General features: G+C 67.1%; 27 protein-coding genes. 16 read left to right on the top strand and 11 right to left on the bottom strand.

Annotation, left to right across the window (positions count from 1 at the left end):
* Positions 1 to 27 precede the first annotated feature (27 nt).
* From aroQ to D579_RS0109240, 7 genes are all read left to right on the top strand, one after another.
* Complete coding sequence (gene aroQ, locus D579_RS0109210; protein ID WP_018176254.1) at positions 28 to 468, top strand: type II 3-dehydroquinate dehydratase; 441 nt, start codon at positions 28 to 30, stop codon at positions 466 to 468.
* 9 nt (positions 469 to 477) lie between these two features.
* Positions 478 to 933, top strand: coding sequence for an acetyl-CoA carboxylase biotin carboxyl carrier protein (gene accB / locus D579_RS0109215; RefSeq protein ID WP_018951815.1), 456 nt, complete (start codon positions 478 to 480; stop codon positions 931 to 933).
* A gap of 51 nt (positions 934 to 984) precedes the next feature.
* Positions 985 to 2,331, top strand: coding sequence for an acetyl-CoA carboxylase biotin carboxylase subunit (accC, locus tag D579_RS0109220; RefSeq protein WP_018951816.1), 1,347 nt, complete (start codon positions 985 to 987; stop codon positions 2,329 to 2,331).
* 31 nt (positions 2,332 to 2,362) lie between these two features.
* Positions 2,363 to 3,244 (top strand): 50S ribosomal protein L11 methyltransferase, encoded by an 882-nt coding sequence (prmA, locus tag D579_RS0109225; protein ID WP_018168372.1) that lies wholly within the window; start codon positions 2,363 to 2,365, stop codon positions 3,242 to 3,244.
* A gap of 228 nt (positions 3,245 to 3,472) precedes the next feature.
* Positions 3,473 to 4,120, top strand: coding sequence for a DUF3426 domain-containing protein (locus D579_RS0109230; RefSeq protein ID WP_018951817.1), 648 nt, complete (start codon positions 3,473 to 3,475; stop codon positions 4,118 to 4,120).
* A 110-nt stretch (positions 4,121 to 4,230) separates the two neighbouring features.
* Positions 4,231 to 5,223: a tRNA dihydrouridine synthase DusB gene (dusB, locus tag D579_RS0109235; RefSeq protein ID WP_018176256.1), complete on the top strand. Its 993-nt coding sequence runs from the start codon at positions 4,231 to 4,233 to the stop codon at positions 5,221 to 5,223.
* Positions 5,220 to 5,546 (top strand): helix-turn-helix domain-containing protein, encoded by a 327-nt coding sequence (locus D579_RS0109240; protein WP_018951818.1) that lies wholly within the window; start codon positions 5,220 to 5,222, stop codon positions 5,544 to 5,546. Before dusB ends, D579_RS0109240 begins: the two co-directional genes overlap by 4 nt.
* 55 nt (positions 5,547 to 5,601) lie before the next feature.
* Here D579_RS0109240 and D579_RS0109245 read toward each other — a convergent pair whose 3' ends face one another.
* On the bottom strand, positions 5,602 to 6,363 hold the full coding sequence (locus tag D579_RS0109245) for an inositol monophosphatase family protein (protein ID WP_018951819.1): 762 nt from the start codon (positions 6,361 to 6,363) through the stop codon (positions 5,602 to 5,604).
* A 161-nt stretch (positions 6,364 to 6,524) separates the two neighbouring features.
* On the opposite strand from D579_RS0109245, the gene D579_RS0109250 reads away from it, so the two are divergent.
* Entirely contained in the window at positions 6,525 to 6,842 is a 318-nt protein-coding gene (locus tag D579_RS0109250; protein ID WP_018938908.1) for a DUF2322 family protein, read from the top strand.
* Between the two features lie 18 nt (positions 6,843 to 6,860).
* Here the strand turns inward: D579_RS0109250 and D579_RS0109255 are convergent, their stop codons facing one another.
* The 3 genes from D579_RS0109255 to D579_RS0109265 are packed head-to-tail and all read right to left on the bottom strand — an operon-like array spanning position 6,861 to position 8,379.
* Positions 6,861 to 7,445: a histidine phosphatase family protein gene (locus D579_RS0109255; RefSeq protein WP_018951820.1), complete on the bottom strand. Its 585-nt coding sequence runs from the start codon at positions 7,443 to 7,445 to the stop codon at positions 6,861 to 6,863.
* Entirely contained in the window at positions 7,442 to 7,999 is a 558-nt protein-coding gene (gene ampD, locus D579_RS0109260) for a 1,6-anhydro-N-acetylmuramyl-L-alanine amidase AmpD (RefSeq protein WP_018951821.1), read from the bottom strand. The genes D579_RS0109255 and ampD overlap by 4 nt, the downstream gene beginning before the upstream one ends.
* The gene (locus D579_RS0109265) at positions 7,996 to 8,379 is read right to left on the bottom strand and encodes a thioredoxin family protein (protein WP_018168378.1); all 384 of its coding nucleotides are present in this window, start codon (positions 8,377 to 8,379) and stop codon (positions 7,996 to 7,998) included. Before D579_RS0109265 ends, ampD begins: the two co-directional genes overlap by 4 nt.
* Positions 8,380 to 8,465: 86 nt before the next feature.
* Here D579_RS0109265 and D579_RS0109270 point away from each other — a divergent pair, with 86 nt between their 5' ends.
* Together D579_RS0109270 and D579_RS0109275 are read left to right on the top strand one after the other, a co-directional pair.
* Positions 8,466 to 10,517 (top strand): UvrD-helicase domain-containing protein, encoded by a 2,052-nt coding sequence (locus D579_RS0109270; RefSeq protein WP_018176258.1) that lies wholly within the window; start codon positions 8,466 to 8,468, stop codon positions 10,515 to 10,517.
* A 2-nt stretch (positions 10,518 to 10,519) separates the two neighbouring features.
* Complete coding sequence (locus D579_RS0109275) at positions 10,520 to 11,314, top strand: endonuclease/exonuclease/phosphatase family protein (protein WP_081621713.1); 795 nt, start codon at positions 10,520 to 10,522, stop codon at positions 11,312 to 11,314.
* On the opposite strand, the gene D579_RS0109280 is transcribed toward D579_RS0109275, so the two are convergent.
* Positions 11,277 to 13,004 carry a potassium/proton antiporter gene (locus D579_RS0109280; RefSeq protein ID WP_026289491.1) on the bottom strand — a complete coding sequence of 576 codons (1,728 nt, stop codon included), beginning with the start codon at positions 13,002 to 13,004 and terminating at the stop codon, positions 11,277 to 11,279. The genes D579_RS0109275 and D579_RS0109280 overlap by 38 nt on opposite strands.
* A gap of 88 nt (positions 13,005 to 13,092) precedes the next feature.
* On the opposite strand from D579_RS0109280, the gene D579_RS0109285 reads away from it, so the two are divergent.
* The gene (locus tag D579_RS0109285) at positions 13,093 to 14,052 is read left to right on the top strand and encodes a lipid A deacylase LpxR family protein (protein WP_018168382.1); all 960 of its coding nucleotides are present in this window, start codon (positions 13,093 to 13,095) and stop codon (positions 14,050 to 14,052) included.
* 10 nt (positions 14,053 to 14,062) lie between these two features.
* On the opposite strand, the gene D579_RS0109290 is transcribed toward D579_RS0109285, so the two are convergent.
* Complete coding sequence (locus tag D579_RS0109290) at positions 14,063 to 15,037, bottom strand: MBL fold metallo-hydrolase (RefSeq protein ID WP_018951824.1); 975 nt, start codon at positions 15,035 to 15,037, stop codon at positions 14,063 to 14,065.
* A gap of 160 nt (positions 15,038 to 15,197) precedes the next feature.
* On the opposite strand from D579_RS0109290, the gene D579_RS0109295 reads away from it, so the two are divergent.
* From D579_RS0109295 to dut, 3 genes are read left to right on the top strand one after another with little or no spacing between them, the layout of a single operon-like run.
* Positions 15,198 to 15,800 (top strand): DUF502 domain-containing protein, encoded by a 603-nt coding sequence (locus D579_RS0109295; RefSeq protein WP_018144675.1) that lies wholly within the window; start codon positions 15,198 to 15,200, stop codon positions 15,798 to 15,800.
* Positions 15,801 to 15,810: 10 nt separating this feature from the next.
* Positions 15,811 to 17,028, top strand: a complete 1,218-nt coding sequence (gene coaBC, locus D579_RS0109300) for a bifunctional phosphopantothenoylcysteine decarboxylase/phosphopantothenate--cysteine ligase CoaBC (protein WP_018951825.1) — start codon at positions 15,811 to 15,813, stop codon at positions 17,026 to 17,028.
* Positions 17,029 to 17,048: 20 nt separating this feature from the next.
* Positions 17,049 to 17,510, top strand: a complete 462-nt coding sequence (dut, locus tag D579_RS0109305; RefSeq protein WP_018951826.1) for a dUTP diphosphatase — start codon at positions 17,049 to 17,051, stop codon at positions 17,508 to 17,510.
* 24 nt (positions 17,511 to 17,534) lie between these two features.
* Here dut and hmpA read toward each other — a convergent pair whose 3' ends face one another.
* The gene (gene hmpA, locus D579_RS0109310) at positions 17,535 to 18,716 is read right to left on the bottom strand and encodes an NO-inducible flavohemoprotein (RefSeq protein ID WP_018951827.1); all 1,182 of its coding nucleotides are present in this window, start codon (positions 18,714 to 18,716) and stop codon (positions 17,535 to 17,537) included.
* Positions 18,717 to 18,892: 176 nt separating this feature from the next.
* Here hmpA and argB point away from each other — a divergent pair, with 176 nt between their 5' ends.
* A complete protein-coding gene (argB, locus tag D579_RS0109315) occupies positions 18,893 to 19,771 on the top strand; it encodes an acetylglutamate kinase (RefSeq protein WP_018168391.1) in 879 nt (292 codons plus the stop codon).
* Here argB and D579_RS0109320 read toward each other — a convergent pair.
* Positions 19,761 to 20,429 carry a DUF4124 domain-containing protein gene (locus D579_RS0109320; RefSeq protein ID WP_018951828.1) on the bottom strand — a complete coding sequence of 223 codons (669 nt, stop codon included), beginning with the start codon at positions 20,427 to 20,429 and terminating at the stop codon, positions 19,761 to 19,763. The genes argB and D579_RS0109320 overlap by 11 nt on opposite strands.
* On the opposite strand from D579_RS0109320, the gene D579_RS0109325 reads away from it, so the two are divergent.
* Positions 20,422 to 21,183, top strand: coding sequence for a sulfite exporter TauE/SafE family protein (locus tag D579_RS0109325; RefSeq protein ID WP_018938894.1), 762 nt, complete (start codon positions 20,422 to 20,424; stop codon positions 21,181 to 21,183). The two genes, D579_RS0109320 and D579_RS0109325, sit on opposite strands and share 8 nt — an antisense overlap.
* A 233-nt stretch (positions 21,184 to 21,416) precedes the next feature.
* Here D579_RS0109325 and D579_RS0109330 read toward each other — a convergent pair whose 3' ends face one another.
* The 3 genes from D579_RS0109330 to D579_RS0109340 all read right to left on the bottom strand — a co-directional run bounded on the left by D579_RS0109330 (position 21,417) and on the right by D579_RS0109340 (position 26,257).
* Complete coding sequence (locus D579_RS0109330) at positions 21,417 to 23,600, bottom strand: HAD-IIB family hydrolase (protein ID WP_018938893.1); 2,184 nt, start codon at positions 23,598 to 23,600, stop codon at positions 21,417 to 21,419.
* On the bottom strand, positions 23,597 to 24,994 hold the full coding sequence (locus D579_RS0109335; RefSeq protein WP_018168395.1) for a glycoside hydrolase 100 family protein: 1,398 nt from the start codon (positions 24,992 to 24,994) through the stop codon (positions 23,597 to 23,599). The genes D579_RS0109330 and D579_RS0109335 overlap by 4 nt, the downstream gene beginning before the upstream one ends.
* 180 nt (positions 24,995 to 25,174) lie before the next feature.
* Positions 25,175 to 26,257 carry an EAL domain-containing protein gene (locus tag D579_RS0109340; RefSeq protein WP_018951829.1) on the bottom strand — a complete coding sequence of 361 codons (1,083 nt, stop codon included), beginning with the start codon at positions 26,255 to 26,257 and terminating at the stop codon, positions 25,175 to 25,177.
* Positions 26,258 to 26,294 lie beyond the last annotated feature (37 nt).

The raw sequence follows: 26,294 nt of genomic DNA on the forward strand, positions 1-26,294 counted from the left end.
ACAGGATCGCTACCGATTCCCCCTGCCATGGCGTCCATACTGCTGCTCAACGGCCCCAACCTGAACCTGCTGGGACAGCGGGAGCCGGAGCGCTACGGCGTACAGACCCTGGCCGACATCGAGACCGACCTTAAAGCCCGGGCGGAACAGGCCGGCGCAACCCTCGACTGCTTCCAGAGCAATCACGAAGGCGACCTGATCGACCGCATCCACGCCGCCGCCGGCGAGGGCGTGGAGCACATCCTGATCAATCCGGGCGGCCTGACCCACACCAGTGTCAGCCTGCGCGATGCCCTGCTGGGCGTCGCCATCCCGTTCTACGAGATCCATATCAGCAACATCCACGCCCGCGAGCCCTTCCGCCAGACCTCGCGCCTGAGCGATGTCGCCGCCGGCCTGGTCAGTGGCTTCGGCGTCATTGGCTACCGGCTGGCGCTGGATGCGGCGCTTGCAGCTATCAAGGACTAAGAGGCTTCCATGGACATTCGCAAGGTCAAGAAACTGATCGACCTGCTCGACGAGAGCGGCATCCACGAGATCGAGATCCACGAAGGCGAGGAGTCGGTGCGCATCACCCGCTCCGCCAGTGGGACGCCCATGGCCGCCGCCCCGGCCCCATTGCCCCCAGCGGCGCCCGCCGCCGCGGCGGCCCCGACCGCAGCCCCGGCGGGCGCGACGGAGGCCGCACCGGAAATGGACGGTCATCGGGTCACCGCACCCATGGTCGGCACCTTCTACCGGGCGCCGAGCCCGGGCTCCAAGCCATTCGTCGAGGTCGGCCAGACGGTGGAGGCCGGCGAGACCCTCTGCATCATCGAGGCCATGAAGATGCTCAATCCGATCGAGGCCGACCAGGGCGGCACCATCCGCGACATCCTGGTCGAGAACGGCAACCCGGTGGAATACGGGCAGCCGCTGTTCATCATCGGATGAACCCATCCGCCGGGCCTCACACCCCCGGCTTCGCTGGAAACAGGTTCGAGCATGTTTGAAAAAATTCTGATCGCCAACCGCGGCGAGATCGCCCTGCGGGTCCTGCGTGCCTGCCGCGAAATGGGCATTGCCACCGTCGCCGCCCACTCCAGCGCCGACCGCGACCTGAAGCACGTTCGCCTGGCGGACGAGTCGGTCTGCATCGGCCCCGCGGCCTCGGGCGAGAGCTACCTGAACATTCCCGCGCTGATCGCGGCCGCCGAGGTCACCGACGCCGGCGCGATCCACCCGGGCTACGGCTTCCTGTCGGAAAACGCGGACTTCGCCGAACGCGTGGAGTCTTCGGGCTTCGCCTTTATCGGTCCGCGCGCCGAGACCATCCGCCTGATGGGCGACAAGGTCTCCGCGAAGCAGTCGATGCTGGAGGCCAACGTGCCCTGCGTCCCCGGTTCCGGCGGCGCCCTGGGCGACGACGCGGACACCAACCTGGCGCTGGCGCGCGAGATCGGTTACCCGGTCATCATCAAGGCCGCCGCCGGCGGGGGCGGCCGCGGCATGCGTGTGGTGCACACCGAGGGCGCGCTGCTGAACGCCATATCGCTGACCCGCAACGAGGCGCAGCAGGGGTTCGGCAATGACACCCTGTACATGGAGAAGTACCTGGAACACCCGCGCCACGTGGAGTTCCAGATCCTCGCCGACAGCCACGGCAACGCCGTCTGCCTGGGCGAACGTGACTGCTCCATGCAGCGACGCCACCAGAAGGTCATCGAGGAGGCACCGGCCCCGGGTATTACCAATGACCAGCGCCAGGCCATGGCCGAACGGCTGATCCGTGCCTGTCAGGAGATCGGCTACCGCGGCGCCGGGACCTTCGAGTTCCTGTACGAGAACGGGGGGTTCTATTTCATCGAGATGAACACCCGGCTGCAGGTCGAGCACACCGTCACCGAGCAGGTCACCGGCATCGATCTGGTGCGCGAACAGATCCGCATCGCCGCCGGGGAACCCCTGGGCTACACGCAGGACGACGTGCGCATCACCGGTCACGCGATCGAGTGCCGCATCAATGCGGAAGACCCCCGTACCTTCATGCCCAGCCCCGGGACCATCCAGCAATACCACGCGCCGGGCGGACCGGGCATCCGCATGGATACCCACATCTACAACGGCTACATGGTGCCGCCGTACTACGACTCCATGATCGGCAAGCTGATCGCCCACGGCAACAGCCGCGAGATCGCGCTGGCGCGCATGCGCGGCGCCCTGGGCGAGATCGTGGTGGACGGCATCCAGACCAACGTCGCGCTGCACCACGACCTGATGATCGACGCGAACTTCCAGCGCGGCGAGACCGATATTCACTATCTCGAGAAGAAGCTCAAGGCACAGGCCTGACCCTTCCCCCTCGCGCCACGAGCCTGATGCCATGAGCCTTGCCGAACTTGAATGCCAGATCAGCCCGGAACAAGCCGAGCCGCTGGAGGACACCCTGTTCGAACTGGGTGCCGTCAGCGTCGAGCTGTTCGACGCCGCAGACGAACCCCTCTTCGAGCCGCCCCTGGGCACCCATCCCCTGTGGTCCACCGTGCGCCTGAAGGCGGTGTTCCCGGACACCACCCAGGCAGACCTCGCCGCCGCCGCGCTGGCGCGCCAGGCGCAGGCCCCGGAGGCGATCCAGGTCCAGGCGATCGAGGACCAGGACTGGGTCCGCGCCGGGCTGGACGGTCTTGGCGCCATCCATTGCGGCGGCGCACTCTGGATCGTGCCCTCCTGGGAGGACGAACCGGCGATCGAGGAAGGCACCTTCGTGCGCCTGGACCCCGGTCTTGCCTTCGGGACCGGCAATCACCCGACCACCGCGATGTGCCTGGCCGCCCTGGCCCAGCAGCCACCGCGCGATCAAGAGGTCCTCGACTACGGCTGCGGCTCGGGCATCCTCGCGATCGCCGCCCTGAAGCTGGGCGCACGCCATGCACTGGGCATCGACATCGATGAACAGGCCGTGCAAGCCACCCGCAGCAATGCCGACTCCAACGCCATCCCGCCCGCACAGCTGGAGACGGGGCTGACCGATCACCCTGTGCCCGACGCGGCCTATGACCTGGTGCTGGCCAACATCCTCGCAAAGCCGCTGATCGATCTGGCACCGGAGTTGGCTCGGGCGGCGAAACCGGGCGCACGCATCCTGCTCGCCGGGCTGCTCGAACGCCAGGCAGACGAGGTCATCGCGGCCTACTCTGACACCTTCGATATCGGCGTCGAGGACTGTCGCGAAGGCTGGGCCCTGCTCGGCGGCCGCCGGCGCTAGGGAGACGCTGAGTCATGGACGCGCCCGGCCGAGTCGATCGCTCTCAACGGCAAGGCGCCGCAAGCACAGGATCGCCCGGCTGCAGCAACGCGCCGCAAGCCCATCAACAGGCCCCATCGGGCGAATCCTCGCGACACCTGACGCCCAGCCCGTAGGATGCTGGCCCGCTGCCCCCAATGCGGCGTCACCCACGCCCTCGCCCGCGGGGCCAAGCTCCGCCAGAGGCAAGTGCACTGCTCCAATTGCGATGCCGAGTTCGATCTGTTCCCGGCACTGGAGATCGGCGGCGCGGGCGAACGCGTGTTGGGCCAGGGGCTCCTCCCGGCACGCCAGGCGCCCCTCCACGCCATCGAGCGGGCCCCGGGCGCTGCAATACCCCTCAACATCGAACGCCACGCAAGCCCCCTGGGCTCGGCAGACACGATACGCCGGCGCTCCTGGCCGGGGGTCATGCTGGCTGCCGCCCTGATGCTGCTGCTGGGCGCGCAACTACTGGCAATCCCGCCCGTGGCACCGGACCAGAGCCCCCAGCTGGACCAGGCCCGGGCGCAAGTGTGCGGGGCCATCCCCTGCCCGACCTGGCACCCGCGGCGCGCCCCTGGCCAAGTCCGCACCTCGGCGCCCGATTTCTTCACCACCAGCGACGGCACTCTGCACCTGCAATTCGTGCTCGAGAGCCCGATCCGGCAGGCCTGGCCGATCCTCGATATTCGCCTGACCGACCAGCTTGGGACGCCCCATGGCACCCTCCGGCTGACCCCCGACGACTACACCGACACCCACGCACCGATGAATGCCCACTCCCCCCATTCGGTGCGTCTGGCCGTTGCCAGTCCTCATGGCCACATCACCGGCATCGAAATCCAGCCCCGGTAATTCCCGGGTCCAAGCTCGCGCGCATTCACATGGTTTCGCGATCGACCGCACCGGAAACCGCGCAGGTTAGCTGCTAGACTGGCCCGCTTGCTCCCGACCCGATAGCCCCGATGCAGCTCGGAACTCACCACTTCCCCGACCCTGTCGTGTTTCTGGCGCCGATGGCCGGGGTCAGCGACCGTCCGTTTCGGTTACTGGCCCGCCGCCTGGGGGCCAGCGCGGCGGTATCCGAGATGGTGACCTCCGACACCCGACTATGGACCAGCGACAAGAGCCGCCACCGCCTGGATCATCGCCAGGAGCCGCGCCCGCGCATCGTACAGTTGCTGGGTAACGAACCCGAGGCGCTGGCCGAGGCTGCACGCGAGAACGTGCGCCGCGGTGCCGACGTGATTGATCTGAACCTCGGCTGTCCGGCCAAGAAGGTCTGCAGCAAGGCCGCCGGATCGGCGCTACTGGGCGAGCCGGAACGGGTGCGCGAACTGCTCCAGGCGCTCACCACCGCGGTCACGGTCCCGGTGACCCTGAAGATGCGCCTGGGCCTCGACCGCGAACGGATCAACGGCGAGACCATCGCGGCCATTGCCGAGGACTGCGGCATAGCGATGCTGACCGTGCATGGCCGCACGCGGGCCGATGCCTATCGCGGAGAGACGGACTACGCCGCCATCGCGCGCATCGTCCGGGCCGTTTCCATCCCCGTGCTCGCCAATGGCGACATCACCGGCCCCGAAAAGGCCCTGCAGGTACTGGATACGACCCGTGCGGCGGGCGTGATGATCGGGCGCGCCGCCCAGGGCCAGCCCTGGCTCCCGGGCCAGATCCGGGCCGCGCTGGCGGGCGAACCGATACCGCCGGCACCCGGGCGCGCCGCCCGCCTGGCCCTGATCGAGGAGCACATTGGCGAACTGCACGCCCAATACGGCGAACCGCAGGGCGTGCGCATCGCGCGCAAGCACCTGGGCTGGTATCTTCAGGGCCTGGGTCTCGACGAGGCCCGCACCCGGGCGGCCCGGGCTGACCTTCTCGCCGCCCCCACGGCCAGCGAACAACTGTGGCGCCTTCGGGCCCACCTGACGGGAATCGCAAGCGAGGCTGCATGAGCATGAACATGCCACTCGAACAGGACCCAGAGGTCCACGAGACGCCGGTTGCAGGCGTCCTCCCGTCCGACTGCGTGCTGGCCGAGTCCGTGCGCCATGCACTGGACCAGTACTTCGAGACCCTGGATGGGCAGAGCAGCCACGATCTCTACGCGCTGGTGATGAACGAGGTGGAGCGCCCCCTCCTGGCCAGCGTGCTGGAGCGCTGCGGGGGCAACCAGAGCCGCGCGGCGGCCCTGCTCGGGCTCAACCGCGCCACCCTGCGCAAGAAGCTGCGCACCCACGGACTGGTGGGAACCAACGGGAACGGCTCCGGAGAATAACCCCCGGCGCCGGCAACCCCATGCGCCCCAACCGAGGCGCATGGGAAGGCGCTGACTAGCCCTTCCAGCCCAAGCGGGTCAGGGCCGTACGATGCAGTTCCGGGGTGGCCGCGGCCAGGACATTCGCGGTCTGCAGGTCCAGTTCGCCGCCAGAGAGGTTGGTAAACACGCCCCCCGCCTCGCGCACGATCACCGCCAGTGCGGCGATATCCAGGATATTCACGTCCGACTCGACGATCAGGTCGATGCTGCCGCGCGCCAGCAGGTGGTAGTGGTAGAAGTCGCCGTAGCCACGGGTGCGGTTCACCTCGGCCGTGATGCCGCCCAGTGCCTTCCAGCCTTCAGCATTCTGCGCCAGGGACTTGAGGTTACCGGTGGACAGGGAGGCCCGCCCCAGATCGGTGGTCTTCTCGACCGCGATCGGGTCGCCATTCAGGAACGCGCCCTGGCCCTTTTCCGCCCAGGCCCGCTCACCAAACTGGATGCCATTGGACAGCCCCAGGATCAGATCGCCCTTGTACATCAGCGCGATCTGGGTGGAGAAGAACGGGTAGCGACGCACGAAGCTCTTAGTGCCGTCGATCGGGTCAATCAGCCAGACATAGTCGGAATCCATGTCCGACTGCCCGGTCTCCTCGCCGTAGAAACCGTGCTCCGGGAAGTGCTCGCGGATCACCTGGCGGATCGCCTGTTCGCTCTCCACGTCGGCCCGGGTCACCGGGGTATCGTCGGGTTTGGTTTCAACGTCGACACCCGCCTCGTAATAGTGGCGGATTACCTTCTCGGCGGCATCGGCGGCGGCCTGGGCGGCCTCCATGAACGCGCTTCGCGACATGTTCGTGTCCCCTCGACAAAAGCCGCTATCTTAGCATGTGGCGCCTTCGTCGCTGACCCGGCGCGACCCTGCCGCCTTCGCGGGTTGGTTGTCGCCACCGGGTCATGCCCCGATAATGCCGCCATTATTTCGAGGAGCCCGACATGTCCAAGAAGCTGCCCGACGTCAGCAATATCGAACGCCTGGAATTGTTTGGCGAAGACTACAACCCCACCGCGACCATCGAAAACGTGGAAGGCCAGAGCCTGTCGCTGCAGATCTACTACCAGCTGGCGCTGGACTTCGGCGGCATCGGCCCGAAGGCGGCCAACTCGGGGCTGCTGATGTACGGCAGCCACGCCGATGACGCCCGCGCCAACCCCGGCAAGCACCCGAACATCGATCGTCTGATCGACGTGCTGAACAACGACTTCTACCTGTCGGTGAAGGCCGTCCCCAAACGCAGCAACCAGGCCGGGTAAACCGGAGCGGCGTCCGACTCAAACCCGGTTGGCGTGGATCAGGCGCCAGCCCCGGGTCGGATGCCGGTGCAGGCGGGTGCGGCTGGCATAGTCGCATTCCAATTGGAACAGCCGCACGTCCGGCACCCCCATCACCCAGCCCACCAGGGCGCGGATCACCCCGGCGTGCACGACCAGCAGCACGCGCTCGGCCTCCAGGGGCCGCAACGCCGCCTCGAAGCCGGTCTCCACCCGCCGCCGAAAGTCCGCCAGCGGCTCGGCCCCTGCCGGCCGCGCGTGGACTGGGTCGGCGTAGAAGGCGCGGTACTCCTCCGGCCGGTCACGCTGAAGCTCAACCCGGGTCCGCCCCTCCCAGTCGCCGAAGCCCACCTCGCGCAGATCCGGCGCCAGGGACAGCGGTAAATCCTGTCCGGCGGCGAAGCGTTCAGCGAAGGCGCGGCAACGCTGCATCGGCGAACTAACCACGTACTGCCAGCCGGCCTCGCCTTTCACCGCCTGCTCCATCTGGGCCCACCCGCGCGGGCTCAACGGATCGTCGCAGCCATGACCGCGATAGCGCTGACCGCCCTCCGGCTCCCCGTGGCGCAACAAATCCACGATCATGCCGTCACCGCCTGCAATTGCCGCCGCAGGCGCGTCCAGTCGAAGCAGGGCCCGGGGTCCGTCTTGCGCCCCGGCGCGATGTCGCTGTGCCCCACCAGCCCATCCGCGCCAATACCGGGGTAGCGTGCCCGGAGCCAGCCCACCAACCGCGCCAGTTCGGCGTACTGCGCCGGGGTGAACGGATCCTCGTCGGTCCCCTCGAGTTCGATCCCGATGGAGAAATCGTTGCAGCGCTCGCGTCCGCACCACTGCGACGCCCCTGCATGCCAGGCACGGCGGGAGAACGGCACGAACTGGGTAGCCCACCCGTCGCGGTTAATCAGCACATGGGCGGAGACATGCAACGCCGCGATCTCGGCAAAGTAGGGATGGGCCTGCGGATCCAGCCGGTTCTGGAAGAGCTCGGCGATATGCGGTCCGCCGAACTCGCCGGGCGGAAGACTGATCGCATGCACCACAATCAATTCCGGGTCCTGTCCCGGCGGGCGGGCATCCTGGTTCGGGCTTTCCACCACGCGCGCGGGCGGCCACCAGTCGATGTCGTTCGAGGTCATGGTGCCTCCTCGGGTGGGCGCGCGAGGCAGGCGGTCAGCGCCTCGCGCAGCAGGGGCAACCGGGGCGGGGCCTCCAGGCGACCGTGGTAGGCGCCCGCCTGGAACACGAACAGCGCCGGCAGATGGAAGACCTCGAATTCGCGCACCAGGGCGGTATCCGTCTCGGCGTCCACCACGAACAAGGCAGGCGCATCCGCGGCCGCCTGCCACTCCGCCAGGACCCGCCCCATCACCTTGCACGCGCCGCAGCCCTGGCGCGTGAACAGAATCACCGCCGAGCCCGGCACATCCATCAGGCGCTGATGAAAATCAAACTGGGTCAGACGCGGGAGCGACCCGTCCGTCCCGGCCGCGGCTGCAGTGCCCGACACATCGGTCAATGGCTTACCCTCACCGTTACTGTCTTTATGAATGCTGGATCGTGGGTTAGTTTACGCGCCCCGCTGAGAAGGAATCGATCACCCCGGTGTCTGAACTGAATCCTCAACAACAGGCCGCCGTGACCACCACGGACCACCCACTGCTGGTGCTGGCCGGAGCGGGGTCGGGCAAGACGCGCGTAATCACCGAGAAGATCGCGCACTTGATCGAGCAGCGCGGGCTCGAGGCGCGCCGCATTGTTGCCATCACCTTCACCAACAAGGCGGCGCGCGAGATGCGCGAGCGCGTGCAGGGCCGCCTGGCGCGCGAGCAGGCACGCGGGCTTAGTGTCTCCACCTTTCATACCTTCGGGCTCAATTTCCTGCGCCGTGAACTGCAGGCGGCCGGGCTGCGTGCCGGCTTCTCGATCCTCGATCCGGGCGACTGCCGGCAATTGCTGCGCGAGATCACCTACCGCGACGACACCGGCTCCGAGGTGGACGCACTGGTTGGCCACATCAGCCGCTGGAAGAACGACCTGATGACGCCGGCGGAGGCGCTGCACGAGGCGAGTCAGATGACCGATGCCCCGGAGGCCATCGCCGCCGCCAACCTCTACCCACGCTACGAGGACGCCCTGCGCGCCTACAACGCGGTGGACTTCGACGACCTCATCAAGCGCCCGGTGGACTGCCTGCGCGATGATCCGGAGCTGCGTAACCGCTGGCAGGACCGCATCCGCCACCTGCTGGTCGACGAGTACCAGGACACCAACTCCGCGCAGTACCAACTGGTGCGCCTGCTGGTTGGCGTCAGTGATGGACTGACGGTGGTGGGTGACGACGACCAGTCGATCTACGCCTGGCGCGGCGCGCGCCCGGAAAACCTCGTGCGCCTGCAGGACGATTTCCCGCGCCTGGAGGTGATCAAGCTGGAGCAAAACTACCGCTCCACCAACCGCATCCTGCACACCGCGAACGCGCTGATCGCGAACAACCCGCACGTGTTCGAGAAGCGCTTGTGGAGCGCGCTGGGCGAGGGCGAAAAGATCGAGGTCATCGGCTGCTCCGACGCCGACACCGAGGCGGCGCGCGTGGTCTCCGAGCTGATGCGCCGGCGTTTCCGTCTCAACGCGGGCTGGGGGGATTTCGCGATCCTCTACCGCAGCAACCACCAGTCCAGGCTGTTCGAGAAGCTCCTGCGCGAGCAGGGTATCCCCTACCGCCTGAGCGGCGGCCAGTCGTTCTTCGAGAAGGCCGAGATCAAGGACCTGGTTGCCTACCTGCGCCTGCTCGCCAACCCGGACGACAACACCGCGTTCCTGCGCGTGGTCAACGTCCCGCGCCGCGAGATCGGGCCAGCCACCCTGGAAAAGCTCGGCCACTACGCCAACCAGCGCGGCACCTCCCTGCTGCAGGCCGCGCGCGGCGCCGGTCTTTCCGAATACATGGATGCCCGCGCCCAGGCCCGGCTGGAGCGCTTTACTGACTGGATTGACGGCTTTCAGCGCCGCGGCGCGGAAGAGTCCCCGGACGTCCTGCTACGCGCCCTGGTCGAGGACATCGACTACGAATCCTGGCTGTTGGAGAACAGCCCCAACCCGCGCGCAGCGACCCGGCGCATGGACAACGTGCGCGAATTCATCGACTGGGTCGGGCGCATGGGCGGAGCGAACACCACGGCCGAATACGGTGATGACGAGGCCGAGGACACCCGCAGCATGGGTCTTGCCGACATCGTCAATCGCATCAGCCTGATGGACATCCTCGACCGCAACCGGGATTCCCAGGACGGCAACGAGTCGGTACAGCTGCTGACCCTGCACACCGCCAAGGGCCTGGAGTTTCCGCATGTCTGCCTGGTCGGCTTCGAGGAGGAACTGCTGCCACACCGCGTCAGCGTCGAAGACGACTCCATCGAGGAGGAGCGCCGGCTGGCCTATGTCGGCCTGACCCGCGCCCAGCAAACCCTCCTGATCACCTACGCCCAAAGCCGAAGCCGCTACGGCGAAAGCATCGATTGCGAGCCCTCGCGCTTTCTCGACGAACTCCCCGGGGAGCATCTCGACTGGCCCGACGCCAAGCCGCCGGACCCCGAGACCCAGCAGCTCACCGCCCGCGCCCACCTCGCCGGCCTGAAGGCCATGCTCGAAAAATAGGGATGAGGCTCGTCAGCTGGAACTGCAACGGGGCGTTGCGCAACAAGCTCGATGCAATCAGCAGACTGGATGCCGATGTACTCGTCGTTCAGGAATGCGAGGATCCCGCTCACTCGACTCCGGCCTTCCACCAGTGGGCCGGCAATTACCTCTGGGCCGGCGAATCACTGCACAAAGGCATCGGAATATTTCCGCGAAATGGCCATTCGGTTCGGGCCCTGCACTGGTCCGGAAACTTTCAGCTTCCCGGGCTTTCCGGGACCAGCCCGGCCCTCGAATGGGCCACGAACGATCTGAAACTATTTCTGCCGTTCGTGCTGGACGAGAATCAGGTCTTCATCGCCGTCTGGACCAAGGGCAGCAACCAGCAGGCCTTTCGGTACATCGGACAATTCTGGAAATATCTCCAGATCCACCGCGAACAAATCCGTCAGCATCAGGCGGTCATCGTTGGCGACTTCAACAGCAACACGGTCTGGGATCGCCCCGACCAATGGTGGAATCACACCGACGTCGTGTCCGAACTCGAGGCAATCGGGCTGCGAAGCCTTTACCACCACCAGTTCGACGAATCACAGGGCGGCGAGTCCCAGGCCACGTTCTATCTCCAGCGAAACGCGAACAAGCCTTATCACATTGACTACGCCTTCGTACCCCACGACCAGCTGGCACAGAGCGCGATCGAAATTGGCTACCCGACCGATTACTGGCTGAAAGTCAGCGACCACATGCCCCTGCTTTTAACCTGGCAGGACATGATCACGAAGGCTTCAGCAGCTTCAGGCCGACGCGGGTGATGCGGGCGCCGTCCATCTCGCGGATGACCAGGCGCATCGGTCCGAGATCGACGGCATCGCCGACGACCGGTTCGGCCTGGAGCTCGCGACGCAGATAGACCTCCAGGGTTTCACCCTGGCGTTCGGGCGGGACCGGGGCGCCATAGGCCATGCCGACTGCGCCGAGCTGGGCGTCGCCGTTGAGCGCAAATTCGCCGAACACGCTGCGCTCGGTGAGGCGTTCCGGCACCTCGTCCTTGGGCACGAACAGGCGGTCGAGGTCATGCAGATCCGCGGGCGTGACCATGATGTAGAGATGGTCGCCGGCGTGCAGATCCAGCAGCTCCAGGGTCTCCAGCAATTTGCCCTTGCGCAGATGCGCCACCACCCGTGCGCTGCCCGGCAAGCGGAAGTTCGACCAGGCCTCGCGCACCACCGGGGTGGTCTCCGCCAGACGGTAGCCGACCAGCTCCATCTCCTGCTGCCCCGGGATGTCGAGCTCGGTGCGCTGCACCCGCGCGGTGGCGGGGGGCAACTCCAGCCCCAGCCAGCGTGCCGAGGTGGCGACGGTCCAGCCCTGCACCAGTAGCGAGATCAGCACGACGAAGAACACCACGTGGAAGAAGTAGCCAGCCAGTTCCAGCCCGGCCAGCAAGGGGAACAGCGCGAGGATAATCGGCACCGCCCCGCGCAGACCGACCCAGGAGATGAACACCTGCTCGCGCCAGGGAAAGCGGAATGGGTAGAGGCAAATCCACACCGCCAGCGGCCGCGCGATCAGGATCAGCACGGCGGCGACCAGGCCGGCGTCCAGCGCCACCGGCGGGAGCTCGGACGGGGCGACGATCATGCCCAGCATCAGGAACATGCCGATCTGCGCCAGCGAGGCGATGCCGTCGTGGAAGCGCTTGATGTTCTGCGAGGCCTCCAGCGGTCGGTTGCCGAGCAGCAGCCCCGCCAGGTACACGGCGAGGAACCCGGAACCGCCGACCAGCCCGGTGAGCCCGAAGATAGCCAGTGCCCCGGCCATGGCGAACAGCGGATAAAGCCCGGCCGCCATCGGCACCCGGTTGATCAGCGCGAGCAGGGCAAAGCCGCCACCCACCCCGAGCAACGCGCCCAGGCCCATCTGCTGGATGAACTCGACCAGCACCACCAGGCCGAACTGCTGTTCCGGCATCAGCAGCAGTTCGATCAGCACAATGGTCAGGAAGATCGCCATCGGGTCGTTGGAGCCGGACTCGATCTCGAGCGTGGCGCCGACACGGCTCTTCAGCTCCAGCCCGCGCGAGCGCAGCAGGGAGAACACCGCCGCAGCATCGGTGGACCCGACAATCGCCCCGAGCAGCAGCCCCTCCAGCCAGGACAGTCCCAGCCACCACACGGCGAACGCCCCGGTCAGCCCCGAGGTGACGATGACCCCGAGTGTGGCCAGCCCCAGCGCCGGCTTCAGCCCGATGCGGAAATTGCGCGCCGGTGTGCGCATCCCGCCGTCGAACAGGATGATCGCCAGCGCCGCCGAGCCGATCAGATAGGCAACGGTGATATTCTCGAACACCAGACCGCCCGGGCCTTCCGGGCCCAGCAGCATCCCGATGACCAGGAACACCAGCAACAGGGGCACACCCAGCCGCGAGGTGATCACGCTCGAAAGGATGCTCCCCAGCAGCACGATCGCGGCCAGGAAGATGATCTGGTTGGAGAGGTCCATGCGCCAATCATACCGGAACACCCCCGCATCCCGACGGCGCTCCACCCGCTGGAGAGAGGCTGGCCTGCTGGCCACGGCACTCCTGTGCGTGGCGGTCGCCAGCCCAACCAGCCTGGCCGGTAGCGGCGTCGATGCCTTGCACTTCGAATTCGAGAACGACCTGTTCGGGGGCGAGGATCGCTACTACACCAACGGGGTTCGCATCGGCTGGACGCGCAGCGAGGAACGCGTGCCACCGTGGCTGCGGACTGTGGCGGACAGCCTACCGTTCTTCATCCGTCGCGAGGAGCCCGAACGCCTGAAGGCGGCGATCCACCTAGGTCAGAACATGTACACCCCGGAGGATATCGAGCGCACGACGCCGGACCCGGATGATCGCCCCTACGCCGGCTGGCTGTACCTGAATTTCAGCATGGCCGCGGAACACGACAACCGCCTGGACCGCCTGCAAGTCACACTGGGCACGGTCGGCCCGGCCTCCCTGGCCGAACGCACCCAGAGGGAGGTCCACAGCTGGTCCAGCGCACCGGAGCCAAAAGGATGGGATCACCAGATCGGCAATGAACCGACGCTGATGCTGGCCTACGAACGCCAGCTGCGCGGCCGGTCACACCGCACGCCAAACGGCTGGGGCGCCGACCTGACCCCGCACTGGGGCGCGGCCGCCGGAACCCCCTTCACCTTCGCGAATGCCGGCGCCATCGTGCGCGCGGGGCGCAACCTGCCGGGCGATTACGGCCCGCCCCGGATCCGCCCGGCCCTGTCCGGCACCCACACATTCGAGACCACCGCGCGCGTCGGCGGCTATGCGTTTGCCGGTATCGATACGCGGCTGATGCTCTACGACCTGTTCCTGGACGGCCCGGTCTTTCGTGACGGGCCATCGGTGGACAAGCACCCCGTGGTGGGCGAGCTCACCGCCGGGGTCGTGTTTCATGTAGGCGGGGTGCGCCTGGGCTACACCCATGTCTGGCGCTCGCGCGAGTTCAGCGGGCAGGCCAAGGGCGCGGCCGAGTTCGGCTCGCTGCACGCCACCTGGCAGTTCTGAACACGGGGATTCAGAACACCGCGGCCTCGACATCCGGGTAGGTGGTGGCCACCGAGCGGTCAATCTTGTCGTCGAAGCCGGGGTAGTAATCGATCAGGTCACCCATGCGCTCGCGCACCAGCGGCACGGTCTCGAAAGCGGCCAGCCCCTGTTCCACACCGTCCTCGATCCCCTCCCAAAGCGTGACCAGATAACGCTGCAGCCGATCCAGCGTCTGCGCATCCTCCAGCCGGCCGTGGCCGGGTACGACCACCGCCGGCTCCAGCGCGATCAGCTCGTCCAGCAGGTCGATCCATTGCGCGACATCGCCATCCCAGACCGACGGCGCACGATCGCTGTAGACCACGTCCCCGGCCAGCAGGACCCGCGTCTGCGGCAACCAGATGCTCAGATCGCCCGGCGAATGGGCGCCCCCGGAGGGAAGGATCACGACCTCGGTGCCACCAAGGTCACGGGTGATACGCTCGTCCACCGCAACATTCGGCAACAGCGGCGTGGTGTCACCGGTCGCGCCCTCGGTCATCTCGCGGAAATTCTCGACCCAGCCTTCGGCCTCCGTCTCCATACGCGCGGTCGCGGCGGAACCGGCCATGATCTCCGGGTCGGAATCGGCGAAGGCGTGGTTGCCCAGCCAGTGATCCCCGTGGCTGTGGCTGTTCACGATCCAGCGCACCGGCTGATCGGTGACCTCGGCAATCGCCTCGCGCAGCGCCACACCCATGGTCTCGGAGGAACCCGTGTCGAACACCAGCACCCCGTCGTCGGTCACCACGAACGCCATGTTCGCGTTCCAGCCGAGGTTCTCGCGACTGGGGAGATCCCGCGCCGGCGTCATCACCGCATAGACGCCCGGCGCCACCGCCTCGGGCGTCATCGCGTAGTCCTCGGGCGCGGCCGCGTCCGACTCCCCCGCGATGGAGGCCTGCGGTAGCGCAACCGCCGAGACTACCAGCGCCAGCACACCCAACCCGGTCCATCTGCTCATGATTCACTCCCTCTACCGGCAACAATGCCGCTCAAACCCAATTCATAGACTGCACCCGATCACGGAAGTGCCGCCCCGAGCAAGCGTGGACCGGCAGCCGACCGTACTGCGGACGCGGATGCGTTAGCATTCCGGAGATCTCCCCTGCACGGAGCCTTTTGTGCGCCGAATCTCCCGCACCTTCCTGACCGGCCTGGCCGCGATCCTCCCGGCCGCGATCACGCTGGCCCTGCTGTGGTGGCTGGGCAGCACCGCCGAGGATGTCCTCGGGGGCCTGCTGCAGGCCGTCCTGCCGGATCTGCTCTACTTCCCGGGCATGGGGATCCTGGCCGGCATCGGCCTGATCTTCGGCCTCGGGGTGTTGCTGCAGGCCTATGTCGTGCGCTGGCTGTTCGACTGGCTGGAGGGCCTGATGCAGCGCATCCCGGTGATCAAGACGATCCACGGCACCGTGCGCGACGTCACCAACCTGCTCTCCGGCGACATCCATCAGCGCTTCGGGAAGGCCGTGCTCGTCACGTTCCCCGGCACCGACTTCAAACTGGTCGGCTTTGTCACCCGCGAGGATTTCGAGGGCCTGCCGGACAACCTGGGGGGGCCGGAGACGCTCGCGGTCTACATGCCCATGAGCTACCAGATCGGCGGCTACACCCTGATGCTGCCGCGCGAGCGGGTCGAGCCGCTGGACCTGCCTCTGGAGGATGCGATGCGCTACGCCCTGACCGCCGGCGTCTCCGCGCGCCAGGACAAAGGAACCGGGTAGAATCCGGCGCATGACGGAACACGACACCCAGCCCCGGATACTGGTCGGCGTCAGCGGCGGCATCGCCGCCTACAAGGCCTGCGAGCTGGTGCGCGAATTGAAGCGCGCCGGCTGCGCCGTGCGCGTGGTGATGACCGCGGGTGCCCGCGCCTTCGTGACCCCGCTGACCTTCCAGGCCCTGTCCGGCGCGCCGGTACGCACCGAACTGCTGGATGCCGAGGCCGAATCCGGCATGGACCATATCGCCCTGGCGCGCTGGGCCGATCGCATCGTGGTCGCCCCCGCGAGTGCCAACCTGATTGCCCGCTACGCCCAGGGCCTGGCGGACGACCTGCTGAGCACCCTGCTGCTGGCCACCACCGCGCCGGTCACCCTGGCGCCGGCGATGAACCACCGCATGTGGGCACACCCGGCCACGCAGGCCAACATTGCGGCCCTGGTCGAACGCGGCGTGACCCTGATCGGACCCGACAGCGGCGACCAGGCCTGCGGCGAGCAGGGCGAAGGCCGCCTGAGCGAGCCGGCCGCGATCGCGCGCGAGCTGCTACAGCCGGCCGACGCCCCGCTGGCGGGCCGCCAGGTGCTGATCACCGCCGGCCCCACCTTCGAACCGATCGATCCGGTGCGCTTTATCGGCAACCGCAGCTCCGGGCGCATGGGCTTCGCCCTGGCCGCGGCCGCGCGTGATGCCGGGGCACGCGTGACCCTGGTGCATGGCCCGACCGCGGAAGCCATGCCCGCTGGCGTCGAGGGCGTTGCCACCGAAACCGCCGCCGCCATGCATACAGCGGTCATGGAACGCCTGCCCGCGACCGACATCCTGATTGCAGCGGCGGCCGTGGCCGACTACCGCCCGGCCGCACCACACGCCCAGAAGATCAAAAAGTCCGACCCCACGATGAACCTGGCCCTGGAACGCACCGAGGATATCCTCGCCGACGCCGCGCGCCAGGCGGCCACGCTCCCCCGGCGCCCATTCCTGGTGGGCTTCGCCGCCGAGACCGAGCACCTGCGCGAGCACGCCGACGCCAAGCGCCGAAACAAGGGGCTCGACCTGATCGCGGCCAATCGCGTCGGTGAGGGCCTCGCCTTCGGCACCTCCGACAACGAGCTGCTGTGTCTGTGGGAGGGCGGCGAGCGCACGCTGCCGAACCAGCCCAAGGCCCAACTGGCGCCGGCGCTGATCGACCTGGTCATCGAGCGCCTGAACGCACGCGAAACAGATTAGTCATTGCCAAGGAACCCCGAATGTCCGTCCCCGAGATTGACCTGAAGATCCTCGACCCACGCATGGGCGCGGACTTCCCGCTGCCCGCCCCGGCCACCGACGGCTCTGCCGGCGTGGACCTGCGGGCAATGATCGAGGCCCCGCTGACGCTGGAGCCGGGCACGGCCGAGCTGATCCCGACCGGGCTGTCGATCCACATCGAGGATCCGGGCTATGCCGGGATGATCCTTCCGCGCTCCGGGCTCGGGCACAAGCACGGCCTGGTGCTGGGGAATCTCGTGGGCCTGATCGACGCCGACTACCAGGGCCCGCTGATGGTCTCCTGCTGGAACCGGGGCGCGAGCGCCTACACACTCGAGATCGGCGAGCGCCTGGCCCAGCTCGTCATCGTCCCGGTCATCCAGCCGAAGTTCCGCGTGGTCGAGGACTTCGAGGAAACCGTCCGCGGCGCGGGCGGCTTCGGGTCTTCGGGCCGGGGCTGACCCCGGCCCGGCACCCCAACCGCATCAGGTCTCCAGCGCGGAGGCGGGCCCGAAGAACTCGTAGTTCACCCGGTCGTCCGGGATACCCAGCCCGCGCAGGTGGGCGCGCACCTGCTGCATGAAGGGCTTCGGTCCCAGGAAATAGACATCCACCTCGCGGCTGTCGGGCAGCCACTCGGCGAGCTGCTCCCGGGTCAGGAAGCCTTCCGCATGCGGCTGGTCGCCGGCACGCGGTTCGCTGTAGCAATAACGACGCGTCAGAGCGGACACCTGTTCTGCCTGACGTTCCACCCAGTCATGGAACGCATGCACGCCACCGTGTCGGGCACAGTGGAGAAAGTGCACCTCGCGACCGTCCGCCAGCGCCGCCTCGGTCATCGCCACCGCGGGCGTAATCCCGACCCCCGCGGTCACGAAGGCCACGGGGCGATCCGACGCCCGCAGCACGAAATCGCCGGCCGGCGGGAAGACATCCAGCACGTCGCCCTCCTGAACCCGGTCATGCAGGAACGTCGAGGCAACACCGCCCGGCTCGCGCTTGACGCTGATGCGCAGGCTCTTGCCGTTCGCCGCCGCCGACAGGGAATAGTTCCGCCGTACCTCCTTGCCGTCGATCATCAGGCGCAGCCCGAGGTATTGCCCTGGCTGGTGCGGCGGGACGGGCTGACCGTCCACCGGCTGCAGATAGAACGAGGTGATCTCCTCGCTCTCGGGGGACTTGCGCTCCACATGAAAGGCGCGGGCACCACGCCAGCCGCCGGGTTGCTGCTCGTGCGCGGTGTACACGCCCTCTTCGGCCTCGATCAGGATGTCGGCCAGTTGCTGATAGGCCGCGCCCCAGGCCTCCAGCACCGCATCGGTCGCGACCTCCTCGCCCAGCACCTCACGCATGGCCTGCAACAGGCAGGTGCCGACAATCGGGTAATGCTCGGGCTGCACCTGCAACAACACGTGCTTGTTGACGATCTGGCCCACCAGCGGGCCCAGGGCCTCCAGTTGGTCGATGTGCCGTGCGTAATTCAGGACCGCATTGGCAAGGGCCCGTGCCTGTTCGCCACTGGCCTGATGCGCCTGATTGAACAGCGGCTGCACCTCCGGGTAGTCGCGCAGCATGATCTCGTAGAAGTGACGGGTAAGGGCTTCGCCGCCGGATTCCAGCAGCGGCACGGTTTGCTGGATGATCGCCTTCTGTTCGGTCGAGAGCATGGGACACCTTCATTTGCTGTATGCGATGCGCAGCTTTATACCCGCCACGGCGTCACCGGTCAAACCATGCATATAGAATCGACCTTCAAGGAGACGCTGACCCATGGCCGCCCCGACGCACCCACAAGGCGGGGTGCTAAACTGCGCGGCTGCGAAACCCGACAACCGGACCCGCCATGGATACCCAGACGGCCCATTCCGTTGCCCACGTACTGATTGAAGCGCTGCCCTATATCCAGCGCTTCGCCGGCAAGACCATCGTGATCAAGTACGGCGGCAACGCCATGACCGAGGACCACCTGAAGGCCTCGTTCGCGCGTGACATCGTTCTGCTCAAGCAGGTCGGCGTGAATCCAGTGGTCGTGCATGGCGGCGGGCCGCAGATCGGTGAACTGCTGAAACGCCTGGGCAAGGAGACGGAATTCGTCAACGGCCTGCGCGTGACCGACCGCGAGACCATGGACGTGGTGCAGATGGTGCTCGGCGGGCTGGTGAACCAGGAGATCGTGTCGCTGATCAACCGCTTCGGCGGCCGGGCCGTCGGCCTGACCGGCAAGGACGGGCAGATGATCCGCGCGACCCCGTTGCGCGACTACGGCGCGGCCGAGGGCGAACCCAGCGTCGACCTGGGCCATGTCGGCCAGGTGGAAGGCGTGGACCCGAGCATCGTCCACACCCTGGATCAGAGTGACTTCATCCCGGTCATCGCCCCGATCGGCTTCGACCGCGACGGCAAGGCCTACAACATCAATGCCGACACCGCGGCCGAGAAGCTCGCCGTGGTGCTGGATGCGGAGAAGCTGTTCCTGCTGACCAACACCCCGGGTGTACTCGACGGCAGCGGGGCGCTGCTACCGCGCCTGGCCGCGCCGGAGGTGGATGCCATGATCCGCGACGGCACCATCCACGGCGGCATGATCCCGAAGATCCGCTGCGCCCTGGATGCCGTGCGCAGTGGCGTGAACGCCACCCACATCGTGGACGGCCGAGTGGAACACGCGGTACTGCTGGAGCTACTGACCGACCAGGGTGTGGGGACGTTGATCAGTCGTTAACGCGGCCGTTCAGCACCAGTTGCTGAAAGTCGCGGCGGTCCAGATCCAGGCGCTCGTGGATCGCGGACAGGCGCTCACGCTGACCCCGACGATACTGGCGCTCGCGGGCAATGCGCGCATCCAGCTCGTCCAGCTCCGCCCGGTAACGATCCGCCAGCGGGGAGTTTTCATTGACGCCGTCCAGCTGCCGGCGGATGCGCTCGCGTTCACGCAACAGGGTCTTTTCCTGGGCCTCGCTGCGCAGGACGTTGCCGCCAATCGATCGCTCGCGGCGCTCGCGCAGCTCCTCGATCTCCTCCAGCGAGGTGTAAGCCCGACGCAACTGGTGCTCGCGCGCAACTCGATCCTGTCGCGCGCGCTGCGTCGCCTCCAGGTTGCGTTCCGCCTGCTCGCGCTCGGCCGCGGCCTGCGCCCGCTCCTCGGCGCTCATCGGGGCCGGCAGGATCTCGCGCATACGCCCCTCGGAGTCGTAGATGCGGCGTTCGCGCTGGCTGGTCTCGGGCTGCGGAGTGCTGGAATAGTGTACGGTCCCGTTATCATCCACCCAGCGGTAGATATCCGCCTGGACCGGGACCGCGAGCCCCAGCAACAACGCACCGGCCAGCGCCGGGCGAAAAACCCCTGACCGCTGCCCGTTCCACACACCCCAAATGACCATTTTCGAACACCTCGGACTCGTCTTCATCGCCATCGTGGCCAACGGGTTCTCCGCGTTGGCCGGTGGCGGGGCGGGCCTGTTGCAATTGCCCGCCCTGATTTTTCTGGGCCTTCCCTACCCCGTGGCACTGGCCACCCACAAGATCGCATCCGTGGCTCTGGGTGCCGGTGCCGGCCTGCGCCACTTCAAGAAAAGCACATTCGAGCCCACGCGCCTAGCCATTATCCTGCTGGCCGGTCTGCCTGGGGTGTTAATCGGTGCCTGGCTGGTGTTGGGGATCCCGCCGCGGGCCGGCGAAATCGCCCTGGGCCTGCTGACCATCGGCCTCGGCTGGTACTCCTGGCGCCGCCCGCAGCTCGGGCAGGTGGTGCGCGAGATCGGCTTTTCCTGGAGCCACGCCCTGATCGGCGCGGCCGGTCTGTTCCTGATCGGCATCCTGAACGGCTCGCTGGCCTCGGGCACGGGGCTGATGGTCACCCTGTGGCTGGTGCGCTGGTACGGCATGAACTATACCCAGGCGGTCGCCTACACCATGGTCCTGGTCGGCCTAGTCTGGAACGGGGCGGGCGCCCTGATGCTCGGGACGCTCGGCACGGTGCAGTGGGACTGGCTGCCGGCGCTGCTGGTGGGCAGTTTTGTTGGCGGATACCTGGGCGCCTGGGCGGCCCAGCACTACGGCAACCGCCTGGTCAAGCGCGCCTTCGAGGTTGTCACCGTCCTCACCGGGATCGCCCTGCTGCTGCCCGTGCCCTGACGCCCTGCCTCACCAGGGTAATCCACCATGAAGCACACGAAGGCACGAAAGGCGACCATGCGCTTCGTGCAGGAAGGGCATGGCCTGGAAGTGATTGGCCGTCCCCGCAAATCCGCAGAGCGAAATGGGTTTGGCGGCAACATCCACCCACTCCGCGATCTTCGAGTCCTCTGTGGCGCAACGGCCTTGGCCCTTCTTCGGGCCTTCACGCGCTTGGCGCTAGCAAACGCGGGCTATTCGTCGGCCTCGGCGTCGCCCGGGCTTTCGCAGCGGTTGAGGAGGTCGAAGTGCTCGATCCCTTCGAGGAGACCCCGCGCGTGCGTGGCCCCGGCGAAGAAGATGCGCTGGAAGCCGCGCAGGCTCTCCAGCTCTGGCTGGTGGTTGCCCACCACCGTCCCCAGCAGGCGCCCGCGCAGCATGTCCTCGTCGTTGCCGGAATCGCCGGCGACCAGCACGTGTTCCAGCGGGATGCCCCACTTGTCGGAGAGATAGCGCACCGCCAGGCCCTTGGAGGCGCGCACCGGCAGCAGGTCGAGGAACCGGTCGTGCGAGTAGATCACCCGGGCGTGCAGGTCCTCGCGGTACAGCCGGGTCTCCACCGTCTTCGCATCCAGACTGCCGGGCGGCTCGACGAAAAAGCTGACCTTGAATGCGCGCTGATCCACATCCGGCTGAAGGACCAGATTTTTCTCCTGCTGCAGACATTCGCGCAGCCGGTCCGGCTCCCAGCGATGACTGATATGTCGCGCCCAGCCGCGATCCTCGGTCTGCTTGGTGCCGTAGTGGATCTCGCTGCCCACCGAGGTGATCCAGACGTCCGGGGTGGGCACGCCATGCTCCTCGAGGATCGCCGCGGCCGAATCGATGCGCCGGCCGGTGGCGACACCAAAGGCAACCCGCTTGCGATTGCGCTTGAGCCAGGCGACGAAGGCACGAGTGGCCTTGTCATCGCCCAGCAGGGTGTTGTCGATGTCGGTGATCACGGCGCGATCCATCTGCGCCAGGTGGCCGGAGACCCGGCGCTCGTGGTGGCGCTCCTGGCGCACCTCGCGGGTCAGCGACTTCACCAGCTTGACGTATTTCTCGGCGTGGCCGTCCCAGGAATAGTGCTGGCGCACGCCCTTGAGCCCGGCGCGCGAGTAACGCTGCCAGCGCGGACGATCCGCCAGGATGCCCTGGATCGCGTCGGCGATGCCCTCCGGGTCCAGCGGATCGATCAACTGGCCGTTGTGGCAGCGCGAGATGATCTCCTCCGGTCCGCCGTCGTTGGTGGCCACAATGGGGGCGCCGCTGGCCGCGGCCTCGATCAGGGTCAGGCCGAAGGGCTCGGTCAGCGCCGGGTTCACGAACACGCCCTTGCTGGAGGCCACCAGGCGGTAGAGATCCGGCACGTCGTCGGAGTCGTGGTGCTTTGGGTAGGCCACCAGGCCATGCAGGTCGTGGCGATCGATCCGCAGGAGCAGATCGGTCATGACATCGCGCGCGCCCTTGTCGAGGTCGGCGATGTCGTCACGGTTACCGGCAACGATCAGCAGGTTCGCGTTCTCGCGCAGCCAGTCATTCCCGGCGTAGGCCTCCAACAGGCCGCGGATGTTCTTGCGCTCGTCGGCGCGCGACAGGGCCATGATCAGCGGGCGATCGGGGGTTTCCAGGAAGCGCCGGACCGCGGCCCAGATCGGCGGCTTGCGCTGGCCCCGTTTCGGCGGATGGAAGCGCGTCAGGTCGGTGCCCGGCGGAATCACCTCCATGCGCTCCGGCTGATAGTTGTCGTAGGTCGCGTACTGTTCGCCAATCTCCTGGCGGGTACTGGCAATCACGCGGTGGGCATGGGCCAGCGCCTCCTCCTCCGCATGAATGCGGGTGGAGATGTTGTAGCGCGCCTCGATGTCGGCGTCCGACATCCCGCTCTCGCGCAGGCGTTCGCGCTTGACCCGCCCCAGCGAGTGGCCGGTCTGCAGCATCGGCGCGCCCAGCAGGTTCGACAGCTGCACCGCGACATGCCCGGCATCGGCGTAATGCCCGTGGATCACGTCCGGCCGCAGCCCCACCCGCCGGATATGCCCCAAGGCGTTGTCGGCGAAGCAGTCCAGATAGGGCCAGAGCTTCTCCTTGCGCAGGTAGCGCCGCGGGCCGCAGTCCAGGCGCACGATATGGGCCCCGTCGCCCAGGTCTTCTTCCGGTTCGGCGTAGTCGGCGGATACCTTGCTGTCGACCACCCGCCGGGTCAGCAGGTCAACCCGGCCGACCTGCGGGTGGCGGGCCAGCGCGCGCGCGAGTTCGACCACGTAGAGCGTCTGCCCGCCGGTGTCGGCGTCGCGACCCAGCTCCAGCTCCCGTCCGCGGACTAGGCCGTGGACACTGATCAGGACGAGATAAAGGCCTTCACCGTCGCGTGACTTGCTCTGGGTCTTTTTCATGGCACCTCGGGTTCCGGGCTGTCGAACAGGCTGAGGGTCTCGGGGTTGTCGATCAGGCCCTGCGAAACAAGCACCGCGGTCGCCGACCAGGTCTGGCGATAGTTGGCTCGCCGGCCGACCAGACGACCATGGCGCCCGTCGTAGTACTCCGGCCAGTTATCGCGATACAGACGCTCGGCCGCGACCGCATGCACGCTACGCGCGAGATCCGGCCGCCCGACGCGCAGGGCCGCGCCGGTGAACGCCCACAACAGTGCCGGCCAGTTGCCGCCGTTGTGGTAGGACCACGGGGTGTTCTTGGGATCGGACCCGGTCAGCAGGCGCCACTCCTCGCCCACCATCGCCGGATAGCAGATCTTGACCGGCATGGTCCCGATCAGGTCCTCGAAGCGCTGCTCGAAGGTCTGCATGATCGAACGCGACTGGTGCTCGTCGGCCAGCCCGAACAGCACCGCCAGCAGGTTGCCGAAACTGAAGAAGCGAAAGTCCATGCGTCCGGGGCCGAGGTTGCCGACCAGGTAGCCGCTCTCCGAGGGGATCCAGTCCACCAGCCAGTCGGGGATGCTCTCGGGGTAAATGTTCAGCGAGTTCTCGGACTCGTGGCCGAAGTGCTCGGTGCGATAGCGATGGATATCGTTCAGCCGCTCGAGATCCAGCCAGTAGTAATTGCGAATGTAATCGGACAGCTGCCGCGTACGAATCGCGGACTGCTCGCACAAGAGCTCCGAGTCCTTGTCGCAGGGTTCGAGCATCGCCAGCGAGGCCTTCAGCATCCCGTAGAACAGGGCCTGGATCTCCAGCGGGTGGCCGAACACCCCCATGCGCCGATCGATCATGAAGCTGCCGTCCGGCACCAGCAGGGTCGGGAAGACCTCGAAACGGTCCTGCAGGCAGATGCTCAGGATTAAGCGGATGCCGCGCTGTACATCGGCACTCTTGATGAAATCGGTATCGCCCGTGCGGTTCTGGTAGGCCCGCAGCAGCAGCACCCACCACATCATCGAATCCACCGGCGCCACACGCCCGATCGCGCGATCGCCGAAGTCCGCCGCCAGGGACTCGCGCCCGTTCTCGTCGGTGAACACGCGGAAGCTCGCCGGCATCACCCGCGGCAGGCGGCGATGGCCCTCGATCTCTTCCTGGGTATCGCGGATCTGCAGGATCAGCGCGAGGAAGTCGCGCACCACCTCGGGCTCGTCGTTCAGCAGATAGACCAGCCCCGAGGGCACAAAGTCACGGATGAAGCAGTCGGCATAGTTTTCCGCAGGCGCCCGCTCGTCCAGGCTGGCCACCGTGCCCACCGTGCGCCCGCGATAGCGCACCTCGGCATCGTGCAACAGCTGGTAGGCGGATTCGAGCGTCGGATTGCGGGCGTCGGGCGGGAGCTGATTCATAAACACCGGGTTCAGGGAAACGCTAGTTGATAATGTACTCACTCGCGCGCGAGTCGATTGTGTTTGCAGACACGGCTCGGCGAATGAGTTGAAACCATGCTACATGAGCGCACCGCCGCGCTGGATACGGCCACGCATCGACCGCCTCCTCTTTCACTGGTTCGAGTCGCATCACTCCGATCAGGCCTGCTCGGGGTGACGCGGCAGCGGCGGCTCCGCGGCCGGGCGCGCGAACAGGTAGCCCTGACATAGATCCACGCGTTCCTTGAGCCAGCGCCACTCGTCCACAGTCTCCACGCCCTCGGCCACCACCCGGATATCCAGATCCTTGGCCAGCTCGATGATCTTTTCGAGGATCTTCTGCTGGTAGCTGTCCTGGTCGATCCCGCTGACCAGTTCGCGGTCGATCTTCACGAAATCCGGGCGCAGTTGCGACAGCATGTTGAGCGATGCGTACCCCGCCCCCAGGTCGTCCAGGGCGACCTGGAACCCGGCGCGGCGATAGCGCTCGACGATCCGCGACAGGTGCTCCATGTCGTTGACCTGGTCGCTCTCGATCACCTCGAACACGAAGCCGGCGGGCCCCGGCTGGCCCGGCACGCGAGACATGATCTCGCGCACGGTCGTTTCCAGGCAGAAGGCCGGGTCATAAATCGCGGTCGGGTTGAAGTTGATGAACAGATGGCTACGGACCCCGCGCTCACTGGCACGACGGATGGCATTGATCCGGGCGGAACGATCCAGATGGAACAGCAGCTCGGCATTGCGCGCCGTCTTGAACAGGTCCAGCGGCGGGATGATGTCGCCCTCCGGTGTGGAGGCGCGCACCAGGGCCTCGTAGGCAAAGACCTCGGTGGGGTTCGCGGCATGCACAATCGGCTGGAAGTGGAAGTCCAGGGTGTCGTTGGCCAGGATCGCCGAGAGATCGCGCGCGTTGTGCCGCGCAATCAGCGTGGACAGCAGATGGGTGTCCTGCAGATGCGCCAGCCCGAAGTCCTCGCCTTCCGGCACGAAGGTCGCGCGGCAACCGGCCTGCTCGGAGCTGCTCAGGGCCTGCTCCAGCCTTACCAGCATCTCGCCCAGCCCGCCGGCACCCTTGACCGGCAGGGCCAGGATGCCCGAGCTCGGCTCTGCGCAGGGCAATTGCTCGTCCACCATGCGTTGGCGCAGGGCCGCGCGGGTGTGCGCCAGCACCGGTGCCAGGTAAAGAGTGCCGGAGGCCGCCGGCAGCAGATCGATACGTTCGCAATCGGGACAACCCATGACCACCTCCAGCGGTCCAGTCTTTGGCCACCCGGCC

The sequence above is a fragment of the Thioalkalivibrio sp. AKL12 genome (assembly GCF_000377925.1).
In the GTDB taxonomy this organism is placed as follows: domain Bacteria; phylum Pseudomonadota; class Gammaproteobacteria; order Ectothiorhodospirales; family Ectothiorhodospiraceae; genus Thioalkalivibrio; species Thioalkalivibrio versutus.

What these genes read in the sequence shown, in the direction of transcription:
- hmpA (WP_018951827.1), bottom strand. Translation starts at nt 18,716, where the DNA reads ATGCTCTCGACCGAACAGAAGGCGATCATCCAGCAAACCGTGCCGCTG.
- dusB (WP_018176256.1), top strand. Translation starts at nt 4,231, where the DNA reads ATGCAGCTCGGAACTCACCACTTCCCCGACCCTGTCGTGTTTCTGGCG.
- D579_RS0109335 (WP_018168395.1), bottom strand. Translation starts at nt 24,994, where the DNA reads ATGAATCAGCTCCCGCCCGACGCCCGCAATCCGACGCTCGAATCCGCC.
- accC (WP_018951816.1), top strand. Translation starts at nt 985, where the DNA reads ATGTTTGAAAAAATTCTGATCGCCAACCGCGGCGAGATCGCCCTGCGG.
- ampD (WP_018951821.1), bottom strand. Translation starts at nt 7,999, where the DNA reads ATGACCTCGAACGACATCGACTGGTGGCCGCCCGCGCGCGTGGTGGAA.
- D579_RS0109325 (WP_018938894.1), top strand. Translation starts at nt 20,422, where the DNA reads ATGACCATTTTCGAACACCTCGGACTCGTCTTCATCGCCATCGTGGCC.
- D579_RS0109255 (WP_018951820.1), bottom strand. Translation starts at nt 7,445, where the DNA reads ATGATCGTGGATTTGTTGCGCCACGGGGAGCCGGAGGGCGGTCAGCGC.
- D579_RS0109240 (WP_018951818.1), top strand. Translation starts at nt 5,220, where the DNA reads ATGAGCATGAACATGCCACTCGAACAGGACCCAGAGGTCCACGAGACG.
- dut (WP_018951826.1), top strand. Translation starts at nt 17,049, where the DNA reads ATGTCCGTCCCCGAGATTGACCTGAAGATCCTCGACCCACGCATGGGC.
- D579_RS0109250 (WP_018938908.1), top strand. Translation starts at nt 6,525, where the DNA reads ATGTCCAAGAAGCTGCCCGACGTCAGCAATATCGAACGCCTGGAATTG.
- D579_RS0109280 (WP_026289491.1), bottom strand. Translation starts at nt 13,004, where the DNA reads ATGGACCTCTCCAACCAGATCATCTTCCTGGCCGCGATCGTGCTGCTG.
- prmA (WP_018168372.1), top strand. Translation starts at nt 2,363, where the DNA reads ATGAGCCTTGCCGAACTTGAATGCCAGATCAGCCCGGAACAAGCCGAG.
- D579_RS0109340 (WP_018951829.1), bottom strand. Translation starts at nt 26,257, where the DNA reads ATGGGTTGTCCCGATTGCGAACGTATCGATCTGCTGCCGGCGGCCTCC.
- D579_RS0109290 (WP_018951824.1), bottom strand. Translation starts at nt 15,037, where the DNA reads ATGAGCAGATGGACCGGGTTGGGTGTGCTGGCGCTGGTAGTCTCGGCG.
- accB (WP_018951815.1), top strand. Translation starts at nt 478, where the DNA reads ATGGACATTCGCAAGGTCAAGAAACTGATCGACCTGCTCGACGAGAGC.
- D579_RS0109245 (WP_018951819.1), bottom strand. Translation starts at nt 6,363, where the DNA reads ATGGAGGCCGCCCAGGCCGCCGCCGATGCCGCCGAGAAGGTAATCCGC.
- D579_RS0109275 (WP_081621713.1), top strand. Translation starts at nt 10,520, where the DNA reads ATGAGGCTCGTCAGCTGGAACTGCAACGGGGCGTTGCGCAACAAGCTC.
- coaBC (WP_018951825.1), top strand. Translation starts at nt 15,811, where the DNA reads ATGACGGAACACGACACCCAGCCCCGGATACTGGTCGGCGTCAGCGGC.
- aroQ (WP_018176254.1), top strand. Translation starts at nt 28, where the DNA reads ATGGCGTCCATACTGCTGCTCAACGGCCCCAACCTGAACCTGCTGGGA.
- D579_RS0109330 (WP_018938893.1), bottom strand. Translation starts at nt 23,600, where the DNA reads ATGAAAAAGACCCAGAGCAAGTCACGCGACGGTGAAGGCCTTTATCTC.
- D579_RS0109320 (WP_018951828.1), bottom strand. Translation starts at nt 20,429, where the DNA reads ATGGTCATTTGGGGTGTGTGGAACGGGCAGCGGTCAGGGGTTTTTCGC.
- argB (WP_018168391.1), top strand. Translation starts at nt 18,893, where the DNA reads ATGGATACCCAGACGGCCCATTCCGTTGCCCACGTACTGATTGAAGCG.